Source organism: Paenibacillus sp. LT-B23, from assembly GCF_059417685.1.
In genome coordinates, this window is record NZ_JBSQBM010000006.1 from 46,881 (window position 1) to 72,203 (window position 25,323).

Sequence of the window (25,323 nt, forward strand, 5' to 3'; positions counted from 1 at the left end):
TTGTGGATTAGATTTCGTCGAATTGCAGTTGTACGTCATACTTGCCTGTGTAGCCAATGACTGGAATGGTGATTTCAGCGTAAGCGTTGACTTTAGCATTCAGGTCAGCAACTTCGAATTCCACTACGCGAGTGTTGCTGGCAGTATCAGTGCTTACCACAGTCGCATCTTGCAGTACGCCGTTTTGTTCCACTTTGAACGTTGTGATCAGATTGCTGCTTTTCACAGTCAAACGAACAACATTTTTGCCATTAGCTACAATAACCTGAGCTGGTTTCGTTAAATAGCTATCCAGACGGGAGGTTTCATTCGTTTGATCTTTCAGAACGGTATAGTCTACTGCATACGTGCCGTCGGCTGCTGCCGCTTTAGCAGAGAACGGAGCAATAACTGCAAAAACAAGCGCTGTCATGATCAATGCAACGAGTACCTTTTTGAAAGAAAACTGCTCAAAGCGATTCATTACCATATTCATATCTACACACACTCCTCCATTTTTTATGCTTGAATTTATGTTGATTTTATGAACGATAAGATTGCTTGAATTTACTTCTTAGAAGATTTGGTTGATTTCGTTGACTGGACGGCCGCTACTTTTTTGACACTTTTGGAATCAAAAGCGAAGCGAATGGTATAGTCATGATCGTAGTTATACGCAGGGACGGTAACATGAATTTTTGAAATCAGCGGGCTGTTCACAGTTGTAATTGGAAATTGTACAGTACGGGTATCGGTTTTGGTGTCCTTGTGAATGACCTTTGTGTCGATAATTTTGCCTTTGTAATCCACTTTAAACCCGGTTGTCCATTCGCTGTGATTCAGCTTAATTTGCATGGTCATTTGGCTTTTTTTCACATACAGCTTGGCTGGCTTCTCAAAATAATCATTAGCCATGGATACAGAATCGTTTTCGGCCTTGAGAATATTGTATTTAAGCGTGTATGTACCATCCGCCAATTTTGTAGAAGCCGTAGCGGCTACCACAGATGATGAAGTTGGCCAAAAGCTCAGCACACTGACCAGCAGAAACACAGCAATCATTGCAGAATAACCCTTCCTCATTTTGACAGCAGTCCCTCCCCACGAGAATATAATTAATTGATTATCATTCTCAATTGAATTCTAAAAAAAATAGCTCTTCTTGAGCTTTGTCTCCCACCTTTCCATCCAGAAATTCGCAAAACCAAGTGAACCCATCACCAATATATCTTACACTTTTCGAATATGTCAATATGTATTTGCGTGTATATAACCCCTTGATATATGCTATTTTTTAAGAAAAATTTAGGATACCTTCCTCTATACCATGAATCCCATCTACTCCATTTCAGTAAATAAATTATTTAAAATTTTGGTTTTTTTAATTGACAATCCTCGTTGATATTCATTATCATTCTCTTATACATAAATGAAAATGATTATCATTATTGTTTAACTTAAAATTGCAGGAGGAATGACATGAAATCTTATGTGTTGTGGTCATCCGCAGCGCTTTTATTGGCAGTTACCGGATGTAGTAATGGTACTCCGGCCGCAGATCACAAACCAACCACTGCATCTGTATCTGCCACTTCCGGCACAACAAGCGATGTGACGATTCAGGTTACTGATTTTTCAAAACGGACGTTGGCGTTCCAAGGTGTCCCTCAACATATCATTGCGCTCAGCAATGGCGATCTGGATATCATATATGCTTTGGGCGGGACAGCCGTTGGCAGACCCAACTCGAATGGACCTTCCGTCGTGCCTGCTGCTGAAAACGTTCAACAAGTAGGCTCTACTCATGAAGTTGATCTGGAGAAAATTACGATGCTCAAACCGGATGTCGTATTGGGCAATTACCCTATGAATGAGAAAGACATTCCAGCTATTGAAGGTGTCGGTTCGCAGTTGCTGCTGACAGGGGCCAATTCAGTCAAAGATATTCAGTCGCAAATTACACTCTTCGGACAATTACTGCAAAAGCAGACTCAGGCCGTGAAGCTGAATCAGCAAATTGACCAACAGGTAGCCACATTACAAAAGGAAACAGCCTCTGCCTCCAAACCTAGAGTGCTGCTTGTCTACGGAGCCCCGGCCACATATATGGCGGCATTGCCAAATTCATTAGGCGGAAATATTTTGGAAATGGCTGGCGGTTCTAATATTGCCGCTGATTTTCCGGGCCTGCAAAATTTCCCGCAATATGCACAGCTAAATACGGAACGCATCGTACAGGCCGACCCTGACTACATCCTGATTATGACCCACGGCAATACGGATGAGGTCAAAGCCGCTTTTATCAAGGAAATGCAGGAAAATGCAGCTTGGAGCGGAATTCGGGCAGTCAAAAACAATCAGGTTGAAGTATTACCCTCCGATCTGTTCGGAACAAATCCGGGCACACGGGTTACTAAAGCGCTGGATTTGATGCATCAAAAGCTGTATCCGGCGAAATAAGCGATGAACAAACTACAACGCACAAGAAGACGCACCATCGCCTGGATTACGCTTCCGATCCTGCTGCTAGCCGTATCCGTGTACGGCCTGGCTTATGGATCGGTGTCGATTCCACTACGAGAAATCAATCAGGTTTTGATGTATAACGATGACTCAATATATCGCACAATTCTGATGGATCTCCGGCTCCCCAGAGTACTAGTGGGTCTGCTTGTAGGAGCATGTCTGGCAGCTTCCGGGGCACTTCTTCAGGGAGTGATGAAAAATCCCTTGGCTGATCCCGGCATTATTGGCGTATCGGCCGGTGGTGGACTCGCTGCGGTCATCACGATGGTCATGCTTCCGCAGCTCAGTTATCTTCTTCCGGTAACGGCCTTTTTGGGAGCCTTTCTGAGTGCTATTGTCATTTACCTGCTGGCTTGGGACCGGGGGGCTTCTCCGGTCAAAATCGTGCTGGCTGGCGTTGCCATCAATGCGCTGCTGGGCGCGCTCACCAACGGCGTGATGGTCATGTACAGCGACCGCGTGCAAGCAGTTCTGCCTTGGCTATCCGGCGGATTGAACGGACGAAGCTGGCATCATCTGGAGTTCATGGCGCCTTACGCCATCATCGGCTTAATCGCCTCCCTGTTTACGATCAAGCCTGCCAATTTGCTGCTGCTGGGCGATGATTCAGCACAACTGCTCGGACAGCGAGTAGAGCTCCAGCGGCTGCTCATTATCTTGCTCTCTGCCCTGCTCGCCGGTACGGCAGTCAGCGTAGCGGGGCTGATCGGTTTTGTAGGACTGGTCGTTCCTCATGTTATCCGCCTGCTGATCGGGGAGGATTATCGCTTCCTCCTTCCCCTTTCCATTCTGGGCGGCGGGACACTGGTCGTACTGGCGGATACGGTGGCACGGTCCTGGTTTGATCCGATTGAACTGCCTGTAGGTATTTTGCTGGCCGTCATCGGAGCGCCGTTCTTCTTAATCCTGCTCAAGAAACGGGGGAATTTCGGATGACAGCCATTCAGGGTGAGCATATCTCCTTGCAGCGCGGGTATTTCAAGCTGGACGATGTAAACATTACCTTACCCACCGGACAGCTCACCGCAATTGTCGGGCCCAACGGTTCGGGCAAATCCACGCTTTTGCGGATTATTACACGGCTGCTCAAGCAGGATCAGGGACAGGTTTCTGTACTGGGCAAGCCCGTGCAGGAGTACAGGCGGCGTGATTTTGCCCAGACGATTACAATGCTGCCGCAAATGAAGGATATGCTGCCGTTATTAACGGTTCGTGAGCTGGTCGCTTACGGAAGATCCCCTCATGCCAAAGGCTTGAGGACACGGCATACCGGACAGGATCAGCATATTGTGGACCATGTCATGGAAATCACAGGCATGAAGCCCTATGCGGATCGGATGTTCCATACTCTATCGGGAGGTGAACAACAAAAAGCGCGAATTGCAATGGCTTTGGCCCAACAAACGGGCATTCTTTTGCTCGATGAACCTACCACTTTTCTGGATATCGCCCATCAATTTGAGGTTATGGATATGCTGAGGCGTATCAATCACGAGTCCGGCTTGACGATTGTTATGGTACTGCATGATTTGCAGCAAGCTGCGGCCTATTGTCATCATATGATTGCGCTTAAAAGGGGACGAATTGCCATTGCCGGCGAACCCCGTCAGATTTTGACGTCTGCTTTTCTTCGTGACATTTATGAAATGAACGCTACAATCAAATTTGAGGGTGGCTATCCGGTCATTATACCGACCATACCACATCATTCAGGAGGAATTTAATATGGTTATCGTTACAAACACATCTAAAATCACCCCGGGCAATGCCCACCTGCTCATCGAACGCTTTAACAAAGAAGGTAAAGTGGAGAAAATGGAAGGCTTCCTCGGTCTGGAAGTGCTACTCACTGAAAATACAAAAGATTATGATGAAGTAACGATCAGCACACGCTGGAAGGAAAAAGAAAACTTCCAGGGCTGGACCAAAAGCGAAGCTTTCCGTGAATCACACAGCCACCGCCAAATTCCAGACTATATTTTAGATAATAAAATCACATTCTATGAAGTCAAAATCGTGCGTCACCCCATTGCCAACAATGACTCCGAATCCTCGCTGGTGAGCGATAGCGAAGCGGTTTAATCCTGTAACACAGCGACAGACTTGTCTGCCTGTACCTTTTTACTCATTCAAAACAACCATAAAAAGCGACTCCGCAGACCTTTGTCCGCAGAGTCGCTTTTTATATAGAATCCTCAGATTATAGTTGAACAAAGGCTTTGAATTTTCAGCGTCTCACCGTGTCCCAGTATATGAATGCGCTCCTTGGCGATGCCCAAGCGTTCACGCTCCGCTTCGAGACGATCCAGCGCCTCTCTCGGCGTATCATCCGCCAGCTTAAAAGCTCCGTAATGCATCGGGATCATCTGATCCGCGCCGCAATCCACAAACCCTTGCAATGCCTCCTCCGGTGTCACATGCTGCGAGGTCATGAACCATTCTGGCTCATACGCACCAATCGGCATAAAGGTCAGGTCAATGTCAAAGCGCTCGCCAACCTCCTTAAAGCCGCGGAAGTACCCGGTATCTCCTACAAAGTACAACGTCGGTGCAACTGCTGTATCTGAATTAGAATGAGTATGCGATTCTGTGACAGACGTGGCAGAGCCAATCACCTGCTGCTCGCTTTGCAGCACATACCCACCCCAATGCGAAGTATTTGTATCAAACGGCGTACGCCGCGTCCAATGCTGGGCCGGAACAAATGTGAATCGCACCCCGCCTACCGTAAAATGATCCCACCATTTCAGCTCATGGCAGTTACGGAAGCCTTTGCGGACCATTTTCGACTTCAATCCCGAAGGTACGAGCATCAGCGTATCTGCACGATACAATTTGCGCAACGATTCCATATGCAAATGATCATAATGCGAATGAGACAGCAGAATGATGTCCAACGGCGGTACATCCTGAATGCGGATGCCGGGCGGAGCCAGTCTTTTGTCGAAAGCCATACGCTCAGCCCACACCGGATCCGTAACGATGTTCAGTCCGAGATACTGAATAAAAAAGGTAGAATGCCCTACCCAGGTCGCCGTCGTCGTTTCCCGGTTACTGTGCAAAAACTCCAGCTCCGGGGGATGGTTCGGAACAACGAACGTATAATCCTTCGTTTTGCTGCGGCGCTCCTGCCGCCACTGTCTGAATTGCTTGAGTGTTTTATCGGTGTTGACATGATCCATGTTGTTAAAACGAACTTTGGGCATGATGTAACTCCTCCCCTGACGGACCCGTTCTCCAAAGAGATCGAAACGGATTAATTCATTTATATATTACACGCGAGTGTGAACATCCAATGATGCAACATGCTGGTGTATGTAAAGTATAATTCAATCCGCCTTTTACATGCAAAAATGGACCCTCCCCTATCAATCAGGAAGGGCCATCTCAGATGCTGCTGTCAGTCCTGTGGATTTTTAAAGCGTGCCGAGTACATAAACAGAAACACAATCGCCACCACAATAATAATAGGCGACTCATACATGATCGTAAAATGCTCGAAAGCAGCCATTTGTACTCACCCTTTCTTCCTCGCTTGTCCTCGCACATAATCCGCATCGAACAGGAACAGTCTCAAGATCAGGATCAGTGACGGAATCAGCACCAGCAGTCCCGCACTAAACGCCGTAATCAATGCATATGCCATGGCGGAGTTCGTAAAGCTGTGGTGCACATTAATGTAGGGATACAAAACATACGGCAGATGCGAGCGGCCATAGCCATACCAGGCAAATGCAAATTGCAGCATAACCAGAATAAAGGAGGTTCCGAGATGACGCCGCCGCCATACCAGATAAACAGCTCCGACAAAGCAGACGAAGGAGGCGACAAACATCCAGGCCATGTTCAGCATATTGGCAAAGTGGTCTGGATTTTGTTTGTTAATCTGAAAAAATGCGAGCAGACTCGCCACAATCGTAGGACCGCTCCAGAGTAGCGCGTACCCGCGCACGATTTCAAAAGCGACCTTGTCCCCTGCCCTTTTGGCATAGTACGACAAAAACATCGCCGAGATATACAGCACACTCACCAGCGCCAGGAAAATAACCGCCCACGTATAGGAATTACTTAATAACTCACCCCATCGCAGATGAACACCTGTGCTGTTTTCCACAATAATGCCGCCTTCCGAAATGGCGAGAACCGTTGATAGCGCCGCCGGAATCAGCAGCCCTGTCGCGCCGTACAATGCCATGTAGACGATATTATTTGTACCGGAATGTCCATACGTGTTGTACGCATAGTACACCCCGCGGATCGCGAGAAGCACAATGGCAATACTGCCGGGAACGAGCAACGCTGTGCCATAATAATAAGCCGCATCCGGGAAGAAACCATTCAGTCCCACCACGAAAAAAATGAGAAATACGTTCGTTACCTCCCACACCGGCGATAAATACCGCTGTATAATGTTGTGGATTTTGTTCTGGTGACCTGTCAGCACACTGTAAAAGCTGAAAAAGCCTGCGCCAAAATCAATAGATGCCACAATCAAATAACCGAACAGGAAGGTCCATAAAATGGCGATACCGACAATTTCATAGCTCACTTCCCTTCAGCCCCTTCCAGACCCAGCTGCTTCAGCTCTTCCACTGCATCTTTATTACGGAACAGCTTGCTGAGAACCTTAATGGCCGAGAAGCACAACACGAGATACAAAATGATAAACATCACGAGCATCCATCCCACACTGGTGGAGGTGGTCGCTGCTTCGGACACCTTCATATAGCCGCGCAAAATCCACGGCTGCCTGCCAACCTCCGCGAACATCCAGCCCAGCTCAATGGCTACCATAGCCATCGGCCCCACCAGAATGAGCGCCAGCAGCAGCCATTTGGGGTATGGTTTACGACCTGGCAGACGCTTGCGAATCAGATACAACAGCGGAATGACGAGAATCAGCACCCCGGTGGTGATTTTGAGATCGAACATATAGTGGATAGACAACGGCGGTCGCTGATCCACAGGATAATCATTCAAACCCTTAACTTCTGTACTGGGCAGATTCCCGGCCAGAACACTAAGCGCATAAGGCACTTTCAAGGCGTACTTGATGTCTCCGTTCTTGTCCATATAACCGCCATATACGAAAGGAGCGTGCGTCATTGTATCAAAATGCCATTCGGCAGCAGCCAGCTTTTCCGGCTGATATTTGGCCAGAAATTTACCGGAAGCGTCTCCGATCATCACGGTGCTGATGGCAAATACAATGGTGCAGGTGGCGGTCAGCTTCAGCGCTTTTTTGAAATACGGATGGTTACGCCCCCGCAGCATACTATAGGCAGCTAATCCCATCAGCAGCCCAGCACTCAACGTATACGAGGAAGCCAGCACATGAGAAACTTTAGTCGGCGTGGCCGGATTCAGCATGGCCTGGATGGGATGAATATCTGTCATGACTCCATTTTTAAGTGTAAAGCCTTGAGGCTGGTTCATGAACGAGTTCACAGTTGTAATAAAAACCGCTGATGCAGATGAGGCAATCGCTACCGGAATAAGCAGCATCAGGTGAAAATATTTGCTTTTAAACCGATCCCAGGTGTACAAGTAGATACCCAAAAAAATGGCTTCAATGAAAAAAGCAAACGTCTCCAAAAACAGGGGCAGCGCAATCGCTTGTCCAGCCACCCGCATAAAGGTAGGCCATAGCAAGCTGAGTTGCAGTCCAATGGAAGTACCTGTGACGACACCTACGGCAACGGTGATGACAAACCCCCGCGCCCAACGTCGGGCCAGCAGTGTATAGTGCGGATCACCAGTTCGCAGCCCGCGCCATTCCGCGAGTGCAATCATCAAAGGTACGCCAACGCCAATGGATGCAAATACAATATGAACAAACAGGGTAATTCCGGTCAACATCCGGCTTAGCAATACGGGGTCCAGTGAAGACAAATGGTACTCACTCCTTCATTTCACATTTTAAATAGAAAGCACCTGCATACATTCCTTCGGATTACGATCTAGGGAGTCAGGCGGGCTATGCTTTTAATGACTGCGTACAGCATAATAGCCGCTATCACAATACACACAATAATGAGCGTCCTTTCCTGCTTGCGGAACATGGGAACGCCTCCTTTACTCGTCGTTTGGAGCATGGGAGAACATATCTTAGTCTAGCTAAATTTTGTTATTTTTAACCATGCTGACGTTATAAATTTAGTAGAATTCCATTTTGGATATTGCCATGTGCAGTCGAATCGTTCTGGGCAGCTACTTTTTAGCCTCATTAGTGTGAGATTTATCATTGTATTTTCATCAAAATGACGAACTCCCTCTTTGGAGACATTCGTGGAATGAGGTACAATACAGATAAGCTATATATGGAGAACTTTTGAATAGGAGGCTGTACCGCGCTATGAAAATAACATCTATCGAGCCAACTCCCAGTCCGAACACCATGATGCTGCATCTGGATGAGCGGCTGGAAACGGGCATTCGCAGAACATATACACGGGATAATGAACGCTCCGCTCCCCCCTTTATCCGGCGTATGCTGGGCATTGAAGGAGTCAAAAGCGTGTTTCACACGACAGATTTTGTAGCCCTTGATCGCAAAGGGAACGCAGATTGGTCCACCATTCTGGGTCAGGTTCGCGACCAGCTAGGAGAGGAAGGCGCAGACGCCAATTGGGACTTGCCAGAGGAAACCTCCGGGGAAGCGTTTGGTGAGGCACAGGTATTTGTGCAATTTTTCCGGGGCATTCCGATGCAAATCCGGGTCAAAGCGGGCCAGCAGGAGGAACGGATTTCCTTGTCCGACCGTTTCGTGCAGGCCGTAACCCGAGTAGCCAGTGCGACGCTGATCAAGGAGCGCAAGCTGAGCGATTACGGCGTCCGCTATGGAGAACTGCCGGATATCGCGCGCGAGGTGGAGCAGGAGCTGGAGGCTGCCTTTCCGCAGGAGCGGCTGGAGCAGATTATCCAGCAGGCGATTGCCCACGGCGCGGACAACAGCGAATTCGTGGAGGAACGCCGCGAATGGAGCGATGCCGAGCTGGAGCAGGCCCTACAGCACGAGGATTGGCGTACCCGCTACGCCGCGCTGGATCGGCTGGAGCCGACGCCCGAGCATTTGCCACTCATCCGCCAAGCGCTGCATGACGACAAAATGCAGCTACGGCGGCTGGGGGTCGTCTATTTGGGCGATCTGCGCACACCGGAGGCGATGGAGCTGCTGTTCGGGGCGCTGCGCGATCCTTCAGCGGCCGTACGCCGTACGGCGGGCGATACGCTGTCGGATATCGGCGACCCGGCGGCTACCGGAGCTATGATCGGAGCCTTGTCAGATAACAGCAAGTTGGTTCGCTGGCGGGCTGCCCGTTTTTTGTACGAGGTTGGCACCGAGGACGCGCGTGACGCGCTGGAGAAGGCTGTAGATGACCCCGAATTCGAGGTCAGTCTACAGGCCAAAATGGCGCTGGAGCGCATTGAGTCAGGCGAACAAGCCGCAGGGACGGTTTGGCAGCAGATGGCCAAGCGCAACTCTTGATTTATGATTTTACGACTGGACCTTCAAAAAATTGTCGATTGTCAGAAGATGTACAGGTACGCTATACTTTAGTTTGCTATACAATAACATATCATGTCATACACCTCATCAAACCTGTTTTATGATGAGGTAGAGGTCGCGGATGTAATCAGTACACCGGAGGAGACGCCAAGAGCCGTCTGTGATTCCTGTGGAAAGGTGCACCCGCCGAAGTATGCGGAGTCGACTCTTTGTAATACTCCGAATGCTGGGGCTGCTAACCGAAAGGAGCAGAACTGTCACGCGATGTCCTAACACAGACACGTGTGTTGAGCTATCTTGTTATAGAAGAAGGTATGGTGCGGAATGCATAGACAAGGCCGCAGGCGTATTTCCTGTGGTCTTTTGACGTTTGTAATCCCCCTCCTTCTGGCTCTTGCCCTGACATGAAATACCATTTCATGAAGGAGTGTTTGAACGTGCAACACAAAGCATCACCTGCCGCAACCTTGCGGAAAAGTCTCAAAGCCCGACATATGACAATGATCGCCCTCGGAGGTTCCATCGGAACGGGCCTGTTCCTCGCCAGTGGAGGCGCAGTTGCAGAAGCCGGTCCCGGAGGCGCCCTGTTGGCTTATGCAGCGGTCGGCCTCATGGTTTACTTCCTGATGACCAGCCTCGGCGAACTGGCTACGTTTATGCCTGAATCCGGCTCTTTTAATACCTACGCAGGTCGCTTCGTCGATCCGGCTTTTGGTTTCGCCATGGGCTGGAACTTCTGGTACAACTGGGCCGTGACGATTGCCGCCGAATTGGCAGCAGCGACCGTGCTGATCAAATACTGGTTTCCCGAAAGTCACTCCGCCTGGTGGAGTTTGTTATTTCTAGCCGTGATCTTCGCGCTGAACGCGCTGACGGTCAAAGGCTACGGTGAATCCGAATACTGGTTCGCCATGATTAAAATTGTGACCGTGGTTATCTTTCTGACCGTGGGTGTGCTGATGATCTTCGGCATTATGGGAGGTCCAGCGATTGGCTTCGCTAACTTTACTGTGGGGGATGCCCCGTTCCACGGTGGATTTTTTGCCGTATTGGGCGTGTTCATGGCCGCAGGCTTTTCCTTTCAGGGAACGGAGCTGATCGGGGTAGCCGCCGGAGAGAGTGAAAATCCGCGTGAAAATGTGCCGCGCGCCATCCGTCAAATCTTTTGGCGCATCCTGTTCTTTTATATTCTGGCGATTCTCGTCATTGGATTGATTATTCCGTACACCAATCCGAATTTGTTGCGGGGAGATATCAGTGACATCGGGGTCAGCCCGTTCACACTGGTATTTGAAAAAGCGGGGCTTGCCATTGCCGCCTCCGTCATGAATGCCGTTATTTTAACTTCCGTATTGTCGGCAGGTAATTCCGGGATGTACGCGGCAACACGTGTACTGTACGCTTTGGCACGGGAAGGCAAAGCCCCCCGTTTCCTCGGACATATCAATCGGCGCGGCATTCCCATGAATGCACTGCTGATCACAACCGCTGTCGGTATGCTGGCCTTCCTCGCCTCCCTGTATGGGGACGGTGTGGTCTACAATTGGCTGCTGAATGCTTCCGGGATGTGCGGATTTATTACATGGGTCGGTATTGCGGTCAGCCATTATCGTTTCCGCCGTGCCTTTACAGCACAGGGTCGCAGTCTGAGTGAGCTTCCGTACAAAGCCCGCTGGTTCCCGTTTGGTCCCTTGTTTGCCTTCGCTCTGTGTATCATCGTGATTATCGGGCAAGGTGCCGATGCCTTTACAGGGCAAGCGATTGATTGGAAAACGATGATCGCTACGTACATGAGTGTGCCGCTGTTCCTTCTTCTGTGGCTCGGCTACAAATGGATCAAGCGTACCAAAATCGTTCCACTAAACGAGTGTGATTTGGACCCGGATGCATCTTCCGGTAAATAAACAATAATAAAAAAGCCCGTCTTCGGGCATATACAGGTGGAAATGCGGATGAATGGTCCTATGGATCAGATCAGGTTCATCAGCATCTTCTCCCTGATATGTGGAGACGGGCTTTTTTTCTGTTATTCGGAAGAAGAAGCAATCGGAGCTGTCAAAGACATAGACAAGGCACGACGGCTAAAGATGCCATAAATCACAGCAATCAGCGTCAGCAGTGCAGAAAACAAGTACAAATTAACGATGCCCAGATGATCTGCAATCCAGCCCATCAGCAATAGCGAGATGCAAAACGTCATGCTCGTCAGCGTAGCCTGTGCGGATAGCACCTTGGGTAAATCGTGCACAGATACACTCATTTGCATCATCGTACGGCGGGATACGACGGACATTTCCGCAGGCAATCCCATCAACAGTACGATCAGCAGCGTCAGCGGCGGTAATGTGTTAAGCGCATACCAAGCCGTTAACAGTCCATAGCAAGCCATCCCCACCAGCATCGCGGGCAGCAGTCTGCGCTGCAAATACTTGACACTAGCGAGAACAATGATCCCGCCGCCAATCGCGCCTGCAAAATACGCCGCATTAATGTATCCCCACCATGCCTCGCTTTTGTGCAACACCTGCTGAGCGAAGGCAAGCGTGAATGCTCCTACCCAAACCGAACCACCCAGCAGGTCGATCATATCCATAAAAATAAGAGCTTTGAGCCTTCGGCTGGCTCCGATGAGGCTCCAGCCTTCACGCAATATTTCCTTTTTGCGCTTGGGAGGTAACACCGGACTCTCCGACTCCGGGCCATACAGTGTATCTTCCAACTGTGCAGGGGAGGTTGAAGCCAGTACGTCTCCGCTTTGCACCCGAGTTCCGGGTTGCAGTAAATAATGGGCTTTACCCTCTAGCGGATCACGGATCAAGCTGGTAAAGATCAGGGCCACCAAATATAGCCCGCAAGCCACCAGCAGTGTTTTTTCCGAGCCCATCATGGCTACCAGTACACCGCTAAGCCCCCATCCAGCCAATTGCACGGTCTGATCGCTGACCGATACGAGACTGTTTGCCCGCATCAGCCCTTCCCCGGACGCAAGGCGCGGAATCAGTGCATTACGTGCAGGTGTGGTCCAGCCGTCCAGAAAGGACATCGCTGCTACCAATGTAAACACAAGCACCCATACCGGGCTCGTGCCCGCTGACCACAAATGCCCCAGCAGGAGCGCAAAGAAAGCCAGTTGACCAAACTGGGAAACGAACAGAATAAATGGAAGCTGGAACCGGGCCAGGATCAGCGGCGCTAAAAAGCCGCTGATCATCTGTGCGCCCATCCGCAATAGCGGAACGAGAACTGAGGAAAAGATCGAGTCTGTTTCATGAAACACCAGAGACACCAGTGCCATGATATAAAGAATATCGGCCGCATTCGACATCGTCTGTGTACCGAGTAGATAAGTAAAGGAACGCTTGTGCATATGAATAAAATACTCCCTTATGAATGTAGCTTTTTCTATTGCAACAAAATGTTCAGGTCCATTTCAGGGTTACACGGAGATTTCCGGTGCTGCCTAAATCCGTGATCTGGTAGGAAATAGATTTTAACCCGAGCTGATACAACGACTGTAAATCTTCTTTGAGACTTCGCTCTGTTCCCTGATAGCCGAAGGTAAGCGTGGCACCGCCCTTATTGATCTCTTTGCGAACCTGCTCCTTGATTTCGGCGGATGATTTAACCAGACCCTTGCCATCTTGCAGCGTATATTCCAGGTTATTGTACAGCTTTTGGTACACAGCAGCCTTGGGTCCACCCGCAGCGACCAATCCCGACAATGTCTGCCGATACGAGGTGTTCGCCTGAGGATACTGTTTAACCCAGGAGTGGTCCCGGCGCATTTCGGCATCAGTCAGCAGATAATACGAAGTGCTTACCTCGTTGCCACGATCCGGGGTCGGATCATCCCATGTCGTATCCATGTGGTACCAATGTCCATCCAGCAAAACAAGATTCCATGCATGCAACTGGCCTCCTGCTCTTCCCTCCACAATCCGGTTGGAAATCCCGGCGCGTTCCAGCATTTTGTAGGCCAGCAATGAATAGCCCTGACACACTGTACTTCCGGTTTTCAGGCCATCATATGCCGTGTATTTTTGCTGCGTTTCATCATACTTCAAACGAACCACAATCCAGTCATGAATGGCCTTCACCTTCTCATGATCTGTCATTCCCTTCGTAATGATGTCCCCCAGCACCGCTTTAACCGTGCTATCCACATATGCGGTCTGCTCCTTCGTCTCCCGGTAACTCAGACGGATCGTAACCTCAGCGGACGTGGTTGTGCCTGTATAGCTGAATGCGTAGCTTTTGATCGTATAATTCACATACGGGTCGCTCTCCATCGCCTGTTTGATGGCTGTCTGTAACTGCTGCTTAAGACCGTTCACCCGCCCTTGATATGTAAAGGTCAGCGTTTCACTCCGCGTAGCCATTGCCTGTAAAAGCTTATTTTGAAGCTGCTGTGACGATACGGACGGAACCGGCTTGACCGACGCAGCATATACATTGTTCCCCCACTCTACAGCATGCGGCAGCAACACAGCCAGCGCTGCACCTACCACCAGGCATTTTACAAACCTAACCCCGATTTTCCTGTTCATACAGAGCGTTCCTGCCCTTCTTAGCATAGTTGTAAACAGCTCTATCTTACCATAAAAACAGCTAACCCAAGCGCTCTAGTTTTGTCGGTTACAGACGAGTAAGGGTTCAGTTAAAGACAGGTTGTGACACCATACTCGGCTATATAACAGACCGGACAACGGGCAAACATGTCGGCCCCAGAGAATTTTATCACAGCAATCTAGTAATCATCATGATATGGTACTGGCATCGGAAATCATTGATATTGATTCTCATTCTACATTAGAAAGGCTGAGTACCATGCCAGAATGTATCTCGCTCCTTCGTACTCCACCGGGTCAACCCGTGCGGCTGCAATCCCTTGCCTCTCTTCACCCCTCATTGCGCCGACGCTTAACGGACATGGGGATTGACGAAGGTTCCATTATACGGTTAAAAAAAGTCAGTCTGTTGGGTGGCCCTATTGTCATTGAATGCAACGGTCAACTGGTCGGCCTCCGTCAAAATCAGGTAAAACAACTGGAGGTCGTTCCTTCATGGACATGATCGCTCTATTCGGTAATCCCAACACAGGGAAAACCTCATTATTCAACAAGCTGACTCGTACGTATGCAGAGGTAGGGAACTGGTCCGGGGTGACGGTGGAAAAGAAAACAGGCCTGCTGCGCGACAAGTCTGCCGTTTTGGTGGATTTGCCAGGCGCTTATTCCTTGCTTCCACTTTCACTGGATGAAGGCATCGCCACCCGTTATTTGCTGGAAGAACCGCCTGCGGCCCTGATTAACATCGTGGATGCCTCCCAGCTCCAGCGCAATCTGTACCTGACTGTACAACTACTGGAATATGGCCGTCCACTTGTACTTGGGTTAAACATGACCGACGTAGCCGATGCCACCGGTCTTCGGGTAAACAAGGAATTGTTGACTGATCAATTGAACGTTCCCATCATTCCCATGGTGGCACGCACGGGCAGCGGCAGTAAGCAAATGCTCGCGTCACTTCGAGAGGTACGACGTGCGCCAAATTCCTTCCAGTTGGATTACGGCCCTGCCGTCGAGGCCGCTATTACAGATATTTGCAGTTTGCTGACGAATACACCTGTGCCAAGCCCTCGGTGGGCAGCTCTACAGTGTCTGGAAAACAATCCTGTCGTTATGGAATGGATGACGAATGAGGTACAGCGTGAACAAGTAACTGAACGCATCCAGCGTTGCGAGAAAGAACTTCTCCGTGAAGGCTATTCGGCTACTCCCGCTCAGCATATCCGTTCTGTACGTACAGCGTGGATCGCTGATCTGTGTACAAAGGCGCTCGATACGTCCAAACTCAAGCCGCACAGTCTGACAGACAAGCTGGACGCACTGCTAACACATCGGTATTTGGGGATTCCCATCTTTTTGTTGCTGATGTACGCTACCTTCAAGTTCACCTTCGATTGGGCGGGTACTGTTCTTTCAGATATGCTGGACGGATTTTTTTCAGGGACACTAAGCAGTTGGATTACTGAATTGCTCGTTTACTTGAACGCGTCCGCTTTTACGCAAAGTCTCATCGTGGACGGTATCGTAGCAGGAGTTGGGGGCGTGCTCGTTTTTCTGCCTCAGATCGCTATTTTGTTCCTGATTATTTCGCTGATCGAAGACTCGGGGTATATGGCACGGGTTACGATATTAATGGACCGTCTCATGCAAGCTGTCGGCTTGAACGGGAAAAGCTTCATTCCCTTCATCATCGGCTTTGGCTGCAATGTTCCTGCGATTATGGCGGCACGCACCATTGAACAGCCCAGAGAACGCCTCATTACAACGTTGCTGGTGCCCTTTATGTCATGTTCGGCCCGCCTGCCGGTATATGCATTGTTTGCCGGTGTATTTTTTCCAACACATGCGGCAAGCATCATCATGCTGATGTATGTGTTAGGAATCACCGTATCGCTTATACTTGCCAAAATCTTTTCCAAAGTATCCATTTTATCGGGTGAGCCTTCCCTCTTCATCGTGGAGCTTCCCCCTTATCGTGTGCCGCAAGCTCTTACACTGTTTCGTAGCACGTGGGAAAAGGTCAAGGGCTTCGTCCGGAAAGCCGGAACGATCATTCTTGCAGGCTCCGTTGGCATCTGGCTCTTGTCCAATTTCGGCCCACAAGGGTTCGGTGCAGACATGAATGATAGCCTGCTTGCCACTGTTGGAGGATGGTTCGCCCCCATACTGGCCCCTCTCGGCTTCGGTACCTGGCAAGCAGGCGCATCCCTGCTCACAGGCTTTATGGCCAAGGAGGTTGTGGTATCGACGATGAATATCATTTACCACGTTCCGGACATGCAGGGACTAGAAATGCAAGTAAGGCATGCCTTTACGCCGTTAGCCTCTTTTAGCTTCATGGTGTTCATTCTGTTGTATGTACCATGCCTGGCTACGGTAGCGGTCATTCGTAAAGAGACCCTTTCGTGGCGCTGGACCGGATTTTCCGTGATCTATCCTTTGACTGTTGCGTATCTCATTGCCGTTGTGATCTATCAGTGTGGCAGGTTATTAGGTTGGGGTTAAGTTAGAGCCTTATGAAAATAGAAGGAAGTGGATTCCGTGATCAATATCATTATTTTATTGGTGATTCTCGGTTATAGCGCGTGGGTGTTTGTTCGTTTTTTACGGAAAAGCCGTCAAGGTGCTTGTGCCGGATGCTCATCAAGCAAGTCATGTCCGGGCTGTGCCGGAAGTTCTATGAATGAGGATCATACGAAAATCAAAGAAAATATCTAATCAAACCCACATCAAATATAAAAGCTGCTTCGGATCTATCCTGCAACCGAAGCAGCTTTTTTATATTTTATATCAGATAAAAGTAATATAGTTCTTCGTTCTGGATATGACCCTTCTTATCGTGTCCAAGTTATACTTACACGTAAGTTCCCCGTGCTTGGCACAACGGTATATTGATAATTCAGATTTCTGATACCTAGCTGATACAGCGGAGTCAAATCCTGTACTAATTTTCTTTCCGTCCCCTGATAGAGAAAGGATACCGTGGATTGCCCATTGAGGACAGCCTGTTGGGTCAATTCCAAAATCTCACGCGCAGATTTAGGGGCGCTATCACCATACGATGCATACTTCAGATCATCATACAGTTTTTGATACGCATCCGTCCTGCTACCACCCTCCGCGATCAGTCCTGCCAAGGTCTGCTGGTACGATGTGCTAGCGGCTGGATATTTGTGAACCCATGTATGATCCTGACTCAATTCATCATCCGTCAGCAAGTAGTAAGACGTATTTACCACATTAGCGCGATCTGGCACAGGATCATCCCAAGTCGTATCCAGATGGTACCACTGACCATCAAGTAGAACCAGATTCCATGTATGGTCCTGTCCACCTGCAACCCCTTGCACTATACGGTTCTCAATTCCCGCGCGCTCCAGCATTCTGTATGTGAGCAGCGAATAACCCTGACAAACCGTACTGCCGGTGGTCAACCCTTCGTAAGCTGTGTACTTTTGCTGTGGAACATCATATTTTAAATTTAAAACAACCCAGTCATGAATAGCCTTCACCTTCTCATGATCGGTCATGTCATTCGTAATAATGTTACTGAGAACGTCCTGAACCGTATTGTCCACATAATCCGACTGCGCTTTGGACTCCCGGAAGTTCATACGTATGGTCACATCAACGCCTGTAGATGTACCCGTATAATTGAATGTGTAGGTTTTGAGTATAAAATTTACATATGGGTCACTTTCCATCGCCCGATTGATCGTATTTTGTAATTGCTTCTGGAAGTCTCTCATGTCGCCGGAGTATGTAAAAGTAAGTAATTCATTACGCGCAAGCATAGCTTGCAAGATTGTGCCCTCCAACTGCTGTACTGACGACGCTTGTTCGGCCTTGACCGAAGCTGCGGATACGCTTTCCCAAATCATAGTCTGTGGCAGTGCGGTAGCCAGAGCGGCTCCAACAACCAGACATTTCACTACCTTAACCCCTATTTTCCTGTTCATATAAAATATCCTTTCCCTTCTAGTTAAAGTTATAAACAGGTATATATTACCACAAATGACCATTTGATAAAAAACACTATTTTCCAGTTTTAAAAGAAAGATACGTTTAAAATGAAAAAGCGGCTTGGGGTCTATCCTGCACCCGAAGTCGCTTTTTCATTTCATATGAAGTTTGAGGAGATTTGCAGTATTCAGCAGTATTCAGCGGTACTCCGCCAAACGTTCATTTAGCTCCCGCGTGTGCAGATAAACTTCACGATACAGCTCATATAGGCCTTCATACCGAGCCACACGTTCGGGGTCTGGCGAGTATCTGGCTGCTTCACGGAGAAAAGATTTCGCGCATGCTTGCAACGATTCAAACCATCCGCTTCCGTAAGCGGCCAGCATCGCCGCCCCCAAGGCAGGCCCTTGCTCACTTTCCAGCTTGATGATATCCGCGTTAAAAATGTCTGCCTGCATTTGCAACCACGCTTCATTACGCGCACCGCCGCCGATGGATATGACCTCGTTCACCGCTTTGCCCGTTCCTCGGAGAATATCAATGGATTCCTTGAGCGAAAATGTAATTCCCTCCAGCACGGCGCGTGTAAAATGCGCAAGCTTATGTCCGGCGTCCATCCCGATAAAGCTGCCCCGTATGGTTGCATCCGGGTGAGGGGTACGTTCACCCACGATATATGGCGTGAACAGCAGCCCCCGGCTGCCAGGCTCAATGGAGTTCACATCTTCCAATAACGCATCAAAAGAATGCTCCGGTGCAAAGGTATCCTTAAACCACGTCAGGCTGTACCCGGCCGCGAGCGTAACGCCCATAATATAATAGGCATCCTGCTCACTATGATTAAAAAAATGCGCCCGTCCCTGCACATCAATGTCCTTGCGTTCCTCATAGGAAAGCACAACACCCGATGTGCCGATGCTGCATAAAGTACGTCCTTCGCTCAAAATACCAGCGCCAATCGCACCACATGCGTTGTCCGCGCCACCCGCATACACCTTCGTTTCAGAAGCAAGTCCGGTCTGCTCCGCAATCTCCGGCAGCAGCGTACCTGTCTGATCGAACGATTCCACCAGCGGCGGGAACAGAGACGACGGCAGTTCGAAAGCAGCGGCGATCTCCTGGCTCCACTGCTTTTTTGCCACATCCAGCAACAGCGTGCCCGCCGCATCCGAATACTCCGTCGCCAGCTCTCCCGTCAGGCGATACCGCACATAATCCTTGGGCAGCATAAAATGGGCCGCACGGGCCAGCACGTCTGGCTCATGCTCCTGCACCCACAGTAGCTTGGGCAGCGTGAAGCCTTCCAGCGCGCGATTACGTGCGATACTTAGCAGCTCTGGCCCAAGCTGCTCTTCAATGCGGCGGCACTGCGCCGTTGTACGCGTGTCATTCCACAGAATAGCCGGGCGCAGCACTTGCCCTTCCTTGTCTGTCAGCACAAGCCCATGCATCTGCCCCGAAAAGCTAATGCCGTCCACGGCATCTGATCCGCCGATTCCGGCCTTTTCCACGAGCTGCTTCAGTGCTGTTAACGTACCGCTGACCCAATCCTCGGGATGCTGCTCGCTATACCCTGCCTTCGGTTGATGGAGTGGATAAGACTGGGAGGTTTCAAAAGCCACCTGTCCCTTGCGGTTGACCAGCACCGTTTTGACCGCGCTGGTACCCAAGTCCACGCCGATGACGTAGCGCTCTTGCTCCTGTTTCTGCTTTTCCTGCATCGAAGTTCCTCCTTTCCTGTTACCTTGTAGACGCTGTCTCATATATAGGTTCTGGCATTAATCCGCCAAAATGTATTGATTTAATGTCGCTTTCAGATACTCCTGACGACCGGATACGTTTTTGCGTGGTGCTTCGTTCGCCAGTGCATATTCAGCCAGCGAAGCAAGCGTTGCTTTACCAGATACGATATCTGCTCCAATACCTTCTTTAAAGCTGCTATAGCGCTTATCGATAAAGTCCTCGAACACGCGGTCCTCGATCAGTTTGGCAGCTACCTTCAGGCCTTTCGCATACGTATCCATACCTGCGATGTGCGCAAGGAACAAGTCTTCTGGCTCAAACGATGCTCTGCGCACCTTGGCATCAAAGTTGATACCGCCGCGGCCCAAGCCTTCATTTTGCAGCACTTCATACATGGTCAGGGTTGCATCATACAGATCAACCGGGAATTCGTCCGTATCCCAGCCCAGCAGCAAATCTCCCTGGTTTGCATCCAATGATCCCAACATACCGTTAATCCGTGCTACACGCACTTCATGATCAAAGGTATGACCCGCCAAAGTCGCATGGTTAGCCTCCAGATTGAGCTTGAAATGCTGATCCAGATCATATTTTTGCAGGAAGGCAATTGTCGTCGCCGCATCAAAATCATACTGGTGCTTGGTGGGCTCCTTCGGCTTCGGCTCGATCAGGAACTGGGCATCAAAGCCGATCTCCCGCGCATAGTCTACGGCCAGATGGAACATCCGTCCCAAATTGTCCTGCTCCAGCTTCAAATCTGTATTCAGCAGCGTATCGTAGCCTTCACGACCTCCCCAGAACACATAGTTGTCCGCGCCCAGACGTTTGCCCACTTCTAGGCCTTTTTTAATCTGGGCGGCAGCGTGAGCGTATACATCTGCATTGCTGGTCGTTGCCGCTCCGTGCAAATAACGTGGATGGCTGAACATATTCGCCGTGTTCCACAGCAGCTTTTTACCCGTTGCCTTCATATGCTCCTCGATCAAATCCACGATGGTATCCAGGTTGCTGTAAAATTCCTTGAGCGACGCGCCTTCTGGTGCAATATCCACATCATGGAAAGCAAAATAAGGCAGGTTCAGCTTATCCAGCAGTTCAAAAGCAGCTTCCACACGGGCCTTCGCCAAATCCAGCCCGGTAAACTTGGACCACGGGCGCTCCGCCGTCTCTACCCCAAATGGATCGGAGCCACCTGCAACGAGTGTATGCCAATAGGCCATGCTAAAACGCAAATGCTCCTCCATCGTTTTCCCAGCCACGATTTCCTGAGGATTATAAAATTTGAACGCAAAAGGATTATTGGACTGCTTGCCCTCAAAATTAATTTTAGAAACCTGCTCAAAATATGCCATTATAAGTTCCTCCTTTATAGTAAACGTTTACAAAAAAGATTCTAGCACAGCCAAAAGACTTTGTCTATTGCTTAAACTAAGTTTATTTTTATGATATAATATCGGGAATTACACCAACAGGAAGTGAAAAGAACATGAATGTTACTGGCGATCAGGCGCTTGTCAAAAAGCTGAATAAATCCATTGTGCTGGAGCGTATTCGCCTTCATGCCCCCTTATCCCGGGCACAATTATCCAGTCAAACCGGGTTAAACAAGGCTACCGTTTCCAACCTGGTGGCGGAGCTAATCACCGACGGGCTTATATATGAGACGGGATTAGGAGAATCCAGCGGCGGGCGCAAACCCTTAATGCTGCTGTTTAACAGCCGGGCAGGCTTTGTATTCGGCATCGAGGTCAGCGTGTATTATATCAAGGGTGCTCTGACCGATTTGGCAGGAACCATTGAAACAGAGCTTACCCTTCCCCTTGCGCAGCATGATCCTGCTTTTGTTATGGAACAGATTCAAAGGCTGGTTCAGGAGCTTATGCAGACGGTCCCTCCCTCCCCTCATGGCATCGTCGGTATTGGGCTAGGGGTTCCGGGTATGGTGGATGAAACGGGAACCGTTTTGTTCGCGCCCAATCTGGGCTGGGAAGAGGTTCCGCTGCGGCAACAGCTTGAGGCAGAGCTTGGCCTTCCCGTGGTGCTGGATAACGAAGCCAATGTCGGTGCGCAAGGCGAGCTGTACTATGGTATGGACAGCGATCACCGACAGCTGGTGCGGGATCTGGTCTACATTAGTGCAGGGTCCGGGATCGGAGCGGGAATTATGATTGACGGCAAGCCGTATCAAGGAGCTTGGGGGTACGCCGGAGAGACTGGTCATATGTCCATTGACTGGAACGGACGGCTCTGCTCCTGCGGTAGCCGGGGCTGCTGGGAGCTGTATGCTTCGGAGAAGGCGTATACAGCGTCTACTTTCAAGCTGCCTGCGCACAGCACAGCGGAATTACTGCCGTTTGCCCGGCAAGGTGACGCGAATACGTTAAGCATCTTTCGTGATATCGGGCAATATTTGGGTGTGGGCATCACCAACATCGTGAACAGCCTCAACCCCGGAATGCTCATCATCGGTGGTCCGCTGGCGGAAGCCAGACCTTGGTTGGAGCAAAGTATGCGTGAAGTGATTGATGAACGTGTCCTGCCCTATCACCGTCGGCAATTACAAATCCGTTTCTCTACGCTTGGTAGCCGTTCGACCATGCTGGGTGCAGCCTACGCGGCGACTGCTCCTTTTCTCGGGCGTGTACGTGTATCTTTATAAAAATGGGCGTACAGAAACACTAAAGTTCCTGTACGCCCATTTTTCTTACAACCCGTTATTGGAGATAACACCTTTATACCAGTAGAAGCTTTTTTTTCGTTTTCTTTCAAGTGTCCCGTTACCGTCATTGTCTTTGTCCACATATATAAATCCGTATCTTTTTTCCATTTCAGATGAGGAATAGCTGACCAAATCAATCGCTCCCCAACTGGTGTAACCCATGAGTTCAACCCCGTCCAGAATAGCTTCATGCATTTGTTCAAAATGAGCACGGAAGTAATCAATACGGTAATCATCCTGAATACTACCATCTTCCTCCACCTTGTCGTACGCTCCCAAACCATTTTCTACAATGAACAATGGTACTTCATAGCGGCTGTACAGCTCGTTAAGAGAAAGTCGCAAGCCGACCGGGTCAACCTGCCAACCCCAATCACTCGTTTCCAGATAAGGATTTTTAACGCCGCCAATCGTATTGCCACTGACTTTTTCCATGCCTTCACTATCCGCACTGGCAACGAGCGACATATAGTAACTAAAGGAAATGAAATCCACCGGATGGGTTTTTAGAATTTCATCATCACCCTCAAGCTTTTCAATAACAATCTCCTTTTCACGGAAGAAGCGTTTCATATAATGGGGATACGCTCCGCGAACCTGTACATCCGTGAAAAAATAGTTAAACTGATTATCTTTAAACGCTGCCAGAATATCCTGCGGATTACAGGTATGTGGATACGTTGTCAGCCGGGTTAACATACAGCCGATTTTAGAATCCGGAATGATTTCGTGGCAGTATTTTACGGCCAGAGCACTAGCTATAAATTGATGATGCAAACCCTGATAAACCGCTTGTTCTACATTGTCAAAACGCTCCGGTAGAATACCACCGCTCGTAAATGGATGGCGGACGATACTATCTATTTCATTAAAAGTGATCCAGTGCTTTACTTTATTTTTGTATCTTTTAAATACTGTTTTACAAAAATGGATAAAGAAATCTACAACCTTCCGTTGGGTCCAGCCCCCGTAATGGTTTACAAGATACATCGGCATTTCGTAGTGAGATAGGCTAACAAGCGGCTCTATCCCATTTTTATGCATTTCATCAAACAGCCGATCATAAAATTGCAATCCAGCCTCGTTGGGCTTGTCCTCATCCCCGTTTGGAAAAATGCGCGTCCATGCAATAGATACCCGCAGCGTTTTAAAGCCCATTTCACCAAACAACGCCAAATCTTCGGGATAGCGGTGATAGAAATCAATTCCTTGGCGTTTGGGATAATCTTGATCTGACGTGTCCTGCATCGCCTTTTGGATATGTTCCTCGGTCATTGAATTGTGTTTTTTATAATCACTTTTGCTCACATTCTTTTTGTAAATAGCCATATCTGCTGTAGATATCCCTTTACCATCAACGTTCCAGGCTCCTTCTACCTGGTTCGCGGCTACAGCTCCTCCCCATAGAAAGCCTTCTGGAAATGTTCTTTTGATCTCTGTCACATCTAATTCCTCCTCTTTAATTTCTACTCATGACTCGTTTTAAGTGAATGATCAGGTACATTAGTTCTTCATCTGGAATAGAAAGCTCAAATTTTGCTTCAATATACTGTTGAATAGTTAACGCGCACTTCTCTTCTTCCGGATACTTGTTCACAATTTGACTCATTAATTCCTGGTCTTGAGAATCCAACATTTTATGTTCAAGTAATCTCTGAACGAAAAATTGAAGGTGTGTTAAAAACCGTGAATAGTTAATGCTGTGGGTATCCAGTTCGATTCGGTAATGAATTTTAATGATATTCAAAATGTCTTTGACCGTATTGGTCATCAATAAAACCTGGTTCATATTGTTATCGGTCTGTTGGGCATTGACTAGATGAAAGGCGATATTAGCCGCTTCCTCTTCAGGCAGCTTGAGACCGATTCGCTTTTCAATCAAGGCGAGCGCATACAGCCCAATGCCAAACTCTTCTGGATAGAACTTTTTGACCTCCCAAAGCATCCGATTCTGAATTGTCATGTGATCTTTAAACCGTTTGGTTGCCATATACAGATGGTCTGTCAGGGAAATATATAGATGTTCATTCAAGTGACTGGACAGAACGCTTTTCGCATAAGATATGATTTCATCTGCCATAATCAAATACTCCTTGGGAGTTTCCTTCATTAAGGCTGTCAAATCGGAAGACATACTTTCATTTTCAAGAACATATATCTTTTCGATCTCGTTCTCATCGACGAAGTCACCAGGTTTGCTTTTAAAGCCGATGCCTTTACCCATCACTATGATTTCCTTGTGATCCTCACGTTTGGCAAGAACAATACTCGTATTGAGAACTTTTATTACTTTCATATCAAACTACCTCTCGCTT

23 protein-coding genes and 1 riboswitch are annotated in these 25,323 nt (G+C 48.8%); of the genes, 10 read left to right on the top strand and 13 right to left on the bottom strand.

Annotated features, from left to right (window positions below; genetic code table 11):
- Positions 1 to 7 precede the first annotated feature (7 nt).
- Both ACWXW9_RS09590 and isdC read right to left on the bottom strand, forming a co-directional pair.
- Positions 8 to 475 (bottom strand): NEAT domain-containing protein, encoded by a 468-nt coding sequence (locus tag ACWXW9_RS09590; RefSeq protein ID WP_342415535.1) that lies wholly within the window; start codon positions 473 to 475, stop codon positions 8 to 10.
- A gap of 71 nt (positions 476 to 546) precedes the next feature.
- Positions 547 to 1,062 carry a heme uptake protein IsdC gene (isdC, locus tag ACWXW9_RS09595; protein ID WP_494929210.1) on the bottom strand — a complete coding sequence of 172 codons (516 nt, stop codon included), beginning with the start codon at positions 1,060 to 1,062 and terminating at the stop codon, positions 547 to 549.
- 396 nt (positions 1,063 to 1,458) lie between these two features.
- On the opposite strand from isdC, the gene ACWXW9_RS09600 reads away from it, so the two are divergent.
- The 4 genes from ACWXW9_RS09600 to isdG are packed head-to-tail and all read left to right on the top strand — an operon-like array spanning position 1,459 to position 4,587.
- Positions 1,459 to 2,439 (top strand): ABC transporter substrate-binding protein, encoded by a 981-nt coding sequence (locus ACWXW9_RS09600; protein WP_494929211.1) that lies wholly within the window; start codon positions 1,459 to 1,461, stop codon positions 2,437 to 2,439.
- Positions 2,440 to 2,442: 3 nt separating this feature from the next.
- Complete coding sequence (locus ACWXW9_RS09605) at positions 2,443 to 3,441, top strand: FecCD family ABC transporter permease (protein WP_494929212.1); 999 nt, start codon at positions 2,443 to 2,445, stop codon at positions 3,439 to 3,441.
- A complete protein-coding gene (locus ACWXW9_RS09610) occupies positions 3,438 to 4,229 on the top strand; it encodes an ABC transporter ATP-binding protein (protein WP_494929213.1) in 792 nt (263 codons plus the stop codon). The genes ACWXW9_RS09605 and ACWXW9_RS09610 overlap by 4 nt, the downstream gene beginning before the upstream one ends.
- 1 nt (position 4,230) lies before the next feature.
- Positions 4,231 to 4,587 (top strand): heme oxygenase, encoded by a 357-nt coding sequence (gene isdG / locus ACWXW9_RS09615; protein ID WP_494929214.1) that lies wholly within the window; start codon positions 4,231 to 4,233, stop codon positions 4,585 to 4,587.
- A gap of 113 nt (positions 4,588 to 4,700) precedes the next feature.
- Here the strand turns inward: isdG and ACWXW9_RS09620 are convergent, their stop codons facing one another.
- The 4 genes from ACWXW9_RS09620 to ACWXW9_RS09635 all read right to left on the bottom strand — a co-directional run bounded on the left by ACWXW9_RS09620 (position 4,701) and on the right by ACWXW9_RS09635 (position 8,397).
- Complete coding sequence (locus ACWXW9_RS09620; RefSeq protein ID WP_494929215.1) at positions 4,701 to 5,711, bottom strand: MBL fold metallo-hydrolase; 1,011 nt, start codon at positions 5,709 to 5,711, stop codon at positions 4,701 to 4,703.
- Between the two features lie 194 nt (positions 5,712 to 5,905).
- A complete protein-coding gene (gene cydS, locus ACWXW9_RS09625; protein ID WP_404520786.1) occupies positions 5,906 to 6,016 on the bottom strand; it encodes a cytochrome bd oxidase small subunit CydS family protein in 111 nt (36 codons plus the stop codon).
- A 6-nt stretch (positions 6,017 to 6,022) separates the two neighbouring features.
- Complete coding sequence (locus tag ACWXW9_RS09630; RefSeq protein WP_494929216.1) at positions 6,023 to 7,054, bottom strand: cytochrome d ubiquinol oxidase subunit II; 1,032 nt, start codon at positions 7,052 to 7,054, stop codon at positions 6,023 to 6,025.
- On the bottom strand, positions 7,051 to 8,397 hold the full coding sequence (locus ACWXW9_RS09635) for a cytochrome ubiquinol oxidase subunit I (RefSeq protein ID WP_283653311.1): 1,347 nt from the start codon (positions 8,395 to 8,397) through the stop codon (positions 7,051 to 7,053). The genes ACWXW9_RS09630 and ACWXW9_RS09635 overlap by 4 nt, the downstream gene beginning before the upstream one ends.
- 463 nt (positions 8,398 to 8,860) lie before the next feature.
- On the opposite strand from ACWXW9_RS09635, the gene ACWXW9_RS09640 reads away from it, so the two are divergent.
- Together ACWXW9_RS09640 and ACWXW9_RS09645 are read left to right on the top strand one after the other, a co-directional pair.
- Positions 8,861 to 9,994, top strand: a complete 1,134-nt coding sequence (locus tag ACWXW9_RS09640) for a virulence factor (protein WP_494929217.1) — start codon at positions 8,861 to 8,863, stop codon at positions 9,992 to 9,994.
- A 122-nt stretch (positions 9,995 to 10,116) separates the two neighbouring features.
- Positions 10,117 to 10,318: riboswitch (Lysine riboswitch) on the top strand.
- A gap of 134 nt (positions 10,319 to 10,452) precedes the next feature.
- A complete protein-coding gene (locus tag ACWXW9_RS09645) occupies positions 10,453 to 11,919 on the top strand; it encodes an amino acid permease (protein ID WP_494929218.1) in 1,467 nt (488 codons plus the stop codon).
- A gap of 122 nt (positions 11,920 to 12,041) precedes the next feature.
- Here ACWXW9_RS09645 and ACWXW9_RS09650 read toward each other — a convergent pair whose 3' ends face one another.
- Together ACWXW9_RS09650 and ACWXW9_RS09655 are read right to left on the bottom strand one after the other, a co-directional pair.
- Positions 12,042 to 13,382, bottom strand: a complete 1,341-nt coding sequence (locus tag ACWXW9_RS09650; RefSeq protein WP_494929219.1) for an MFS transporter — start codon at positions 13,380 to 13,382, stop codon at positions 12,042 to 12,044.
- 52 nt (positions 13,383 to 13,434) lie between these two features.
- Positions 13,435 to 14,562 (bottom strand): transglutaminase domain-containing protein, encoded by a 1,128-nt coding sequence (locus tag ACWXW9_RS09655; RefSeq protein ID WP_494929220.1) that lies wholly within the window; start codon positions 14,560 to 14,562, stop codon positions 13,435 to 13,437.
- A 280-nt stretch (positions 14,563 to 14,842) separates the two neighbouring features.
- Between ACWXW9_RS09655 and ACWXW9_RS09660 the strand changes: the two genes are divergently transcribed.
- Genes ACWXW9_RS09660 through ACWXW9_RS09670 form a run of 3 tightly spaced genes read left to right on the top strand, consistent with a single transcriptional unit; the run spans position 14,843 to position 17,301 of the window.
- On the top strand, positions 14,843 to 15,088 hold the full coding sequence (locus ACWXW9_RS09660; protein ID WP_494929221.1) for a FeoA family protein: 246 nt from the start codon (positions 14,843 to 14,845) through the stop codon (positions 15,086 to 15,088).
- Entirely contained in the window at positions 15,079 to 17,088 is a 2,010-nt protein-coding gene (feoB, locus tag ACWXW9_RS09665) for a ferrous iron transport protein B (protein ID WP_494929222.1), read from the top strand. The genes ACWXW9_RS09660 and feoB overlap by 10 nt, the downstream gene beginning before the upstream one ends.
- A gap of 36 nt (positions 17,089 to 17,124) precedes the next feature.
- Positions 17,125 to 17,301 carry a FeoB-associated Cys-rich membrane protein gene (locus ACWXW9_RS09670; RefSeq protein WP_014278129.1) on the top strand — a complete coding sequence of 59 codons (177 nt, stop codon included), beginning with the start codon at positions 17,125 to 17,127 and terminating at the stop codon, positions 17,299 to 17,301.
- 116 nt (positions 17,302 to 17,417) lie between these two features.
- On the opposite strand, the gene ACWXW9_RS09675 is transcribed toward ACWXW9_RS09670, so the two are convergent.
- The 3 genes from ACWXW9_RS09675 to xylA all read right to left on the bottom strand — a co-directional run bounded on the left by ACWXW9_RS09675 (position 17,418) and on the right by xylA (position 21,641).
- Positions 17,418 to 18,542 (bottom strand): transglutaminase domain-containing protein, encoded by a 1,125-nt coding sequence (locus ACWXW9_RS09675; protein ID WP_494929223.1) that lies wholly within the window; start codon positions 18,540 to 18,542, stop codon positions 17,418 to 17,420.
- A 201-nt stretch (positions 18,543 to 18,743) separates the two neighbouring features.
- A complete protein-coding gene (xylB, locus tag ACWXW9_RS09680; protein WP_494929224.1) occupies positions 18,744 to 20,267 on the bottom strand; it encodes a xylulokinase in 1,524 nt (507 codons plus the stop codon).
- A 57-nt stretch (positions 20,268 to 20,324) separates the two neighbouring features.
- The gene (gene xylA, locus ACWXW9_RS09685) at positions 20,325 to 21,641 is read right to left on the bottom strand and encodes a xylose isomerase (protein ID WP_494929225.1); all 1,317 of its coding nucleotides are present in this window, start codon (positions 21,639 to 21,641) and stop codon (positions 20,325 to 20,327) included.
- A 134-nt stretch (positions 21,642 to 21,775) separates the two neighbouring features.
- On the opposite strand from xylA, the gene ACWXW9_RS09690 reads away from it, so the two are divergent.
- A complete protein-coding gene (locus ACWXW9_RS09690; RefSeq protein ID WP_494929226.1) occupies positions 21,776 to 22,948 on the top strand; it encodes an ROK family protein in 1,173 nt (390 codons plus the stop codon).
- Positions 22,949 to 22,993: 45 nt separating this feature from the next.
- Here the strand turns inward: ACWXW9_RS09690 and ACWXW9_RS09695 are convergent, their stop codons facing one another.
- The gene (locus ACWXW9_RS09695; protein ID WP_494929227.1) at positions 22,994 to 24,451 is read right to left on the bottom strand and encodes a glycoside hydrolase family 1 protein; all 1,458 of its coding nucleotides are present in this window, start codon (positions 24,449 to 24,451) and stop codon (positions 22,994 to 22,996) included.
- A gap of 16 nt (positions 24,452 to 24,467) precedes the next feature.
- On the bottom strand, positions 24,468 to 25,304 hold the full coding sequence (gene licT, locus ACWXW9_RS09700; protein ID WP_134912637.1) for a BglG family transcription antiterminator LicT: 837 nt from the start codon (positions 25,302 to 25,304) through the stop codon (positions 24,468 to 24,470).
- Positions 25,305 to 25,323 lie beyond the last annotated feature (19 nt).

What these genes read in the sequence shown, in the direction of transcription:
- ACWXW9_RS09590 (WP_342415535.1), bottom strand. Translation starts at nt 475, where the DNA reads ATGAATATGGTAATGAATCGCTTTGAGCAGTTTTCTTTCAAAAAGGTA.
- isdC (WP_494929210.1), bottom strand. Translation starts at nt 1,062, where the DNA reads ATGAGGAAGGGTTATTCTGCAATGATTGCTGTGTTTCTGCTGGTCAGT.
- ACWXW9_RS09600 (WP_494929211.1), top strand. Translation starts at nt 1,459, where the DNA reads ATGAAATCTTATGTGTTGTGGTCATCCGCAGCGCTTTTATTGGCAGTT.
- ACWXW9_RS09605 (WP_494929212.1), top strand. Translation starts at nt 2,443, where the DNA reads ATGAACAAACTACAACGCACAAGAAGACGCACCATCGCCTGGATTACG.
- ACWXW9_RS09610 (WP_494929213.1), top strand. Translation starts at nt 3,438, where the DNA reads ATGACAGCCATTCAGGGTGAGCATATCTCCTTGCAGCGCGGGTATTTC.
- isdG (WP_494929214.1), top strand. Translation starts at nt 4,231, where the DNA reads ATGGTTATCGTTACAAACACATCTAAAATCACCCCGGGCAATGCCCAC.
- ACWXW9_RS09620 (WP_494929215.1), bottom strand. Translation starts at nt 5,711, where the DNA reads ATGCCCAAAGTTCGTTTTAACAACATGGATCATGTCAACACCGATAAA.
- cydS (WP_404520786.1), bottom strand. Translation starts at nt 6,016, where the DNA reads ATGGCTGCTTTCGAGCATTTTACGATCATGTATGAGTCGCCTATTATT.
- ACWXW9_RS09640 (WP_494929217.1), top strand. Translation starts at nt 8,861, where the DNA reads ATGAAAATAACATCTATCGAGCCAACTCCCAGTCCGAACACCATGATG.
- ACWXW9_RS09650 (WP_494929219.1), bottom strand. Translation starts at nt 13,382, where the DNA reads ATGCACAAGCGTTCCTTTACTTATCTACTCGGTACACAGACGATGTCG.
- ACWXW9_RS09655 (WP_494929220.1), bottom strand. Translation starts at nt 14,562, where the DNA reads ATGAACAGGAAAATCGGGGTTAGGTTTGTAAAATGCCTGGTGGTAGGT.
- ACWXW9_RS09660 (WP_494929221.1), top strand. Translation starts at nt 14,843, where the DNA reads ATGCCAGAATGTATCTCGCTCCTTCGTACTCCACCGGGTCAACCCGTG.
- feoB (WP_494929222.1), top strand. Translation starts at nt 15,079, where the DNA reads ATGGACATGATCGCTCTATTCGGTAATCCCAACACAGGGAAAACCTCA.
- ACWXW9_RS09675 (WP_494929223.1), bottom strand. Translation starts at nt 18,542, where the DNA reads ATGAACAGGAAAATAGGGGTTAAGGTAGTGAAATGTCTGGTTGTTGGA.
- xylB (WP_494929224.1), bottom strand. Translation starts at nt 20,267, where the DNA reads ATGCAGGAAAAGCAGAAACAGGAGCAAGAGCGCTACGTCATCGGCGTG.
- xylA (WP_494929225.1), bottom strand. Translation starts at nt 21,641, where the DNA reads ATGGCATATTTTGAGCAGGTTTCTAAAATTAATTTTGAGGGCAAGCAG.
- ACWXW9_RS09690 (WP_494929226.1), top strand. Translation starts at nt 21,776, where the DNA reads ATGAATGTTACTGGCGATCAGGCGCTTGTCAAAAAGCTGAATAAATCC.
- licT (WP_134912637.1), bottom strand. Translation starts at nt 25,304, where the DNA reads ATGAAAGTAATAAAAGTTCTCAATACGAGTATTGTTCTTGCCAAACGT.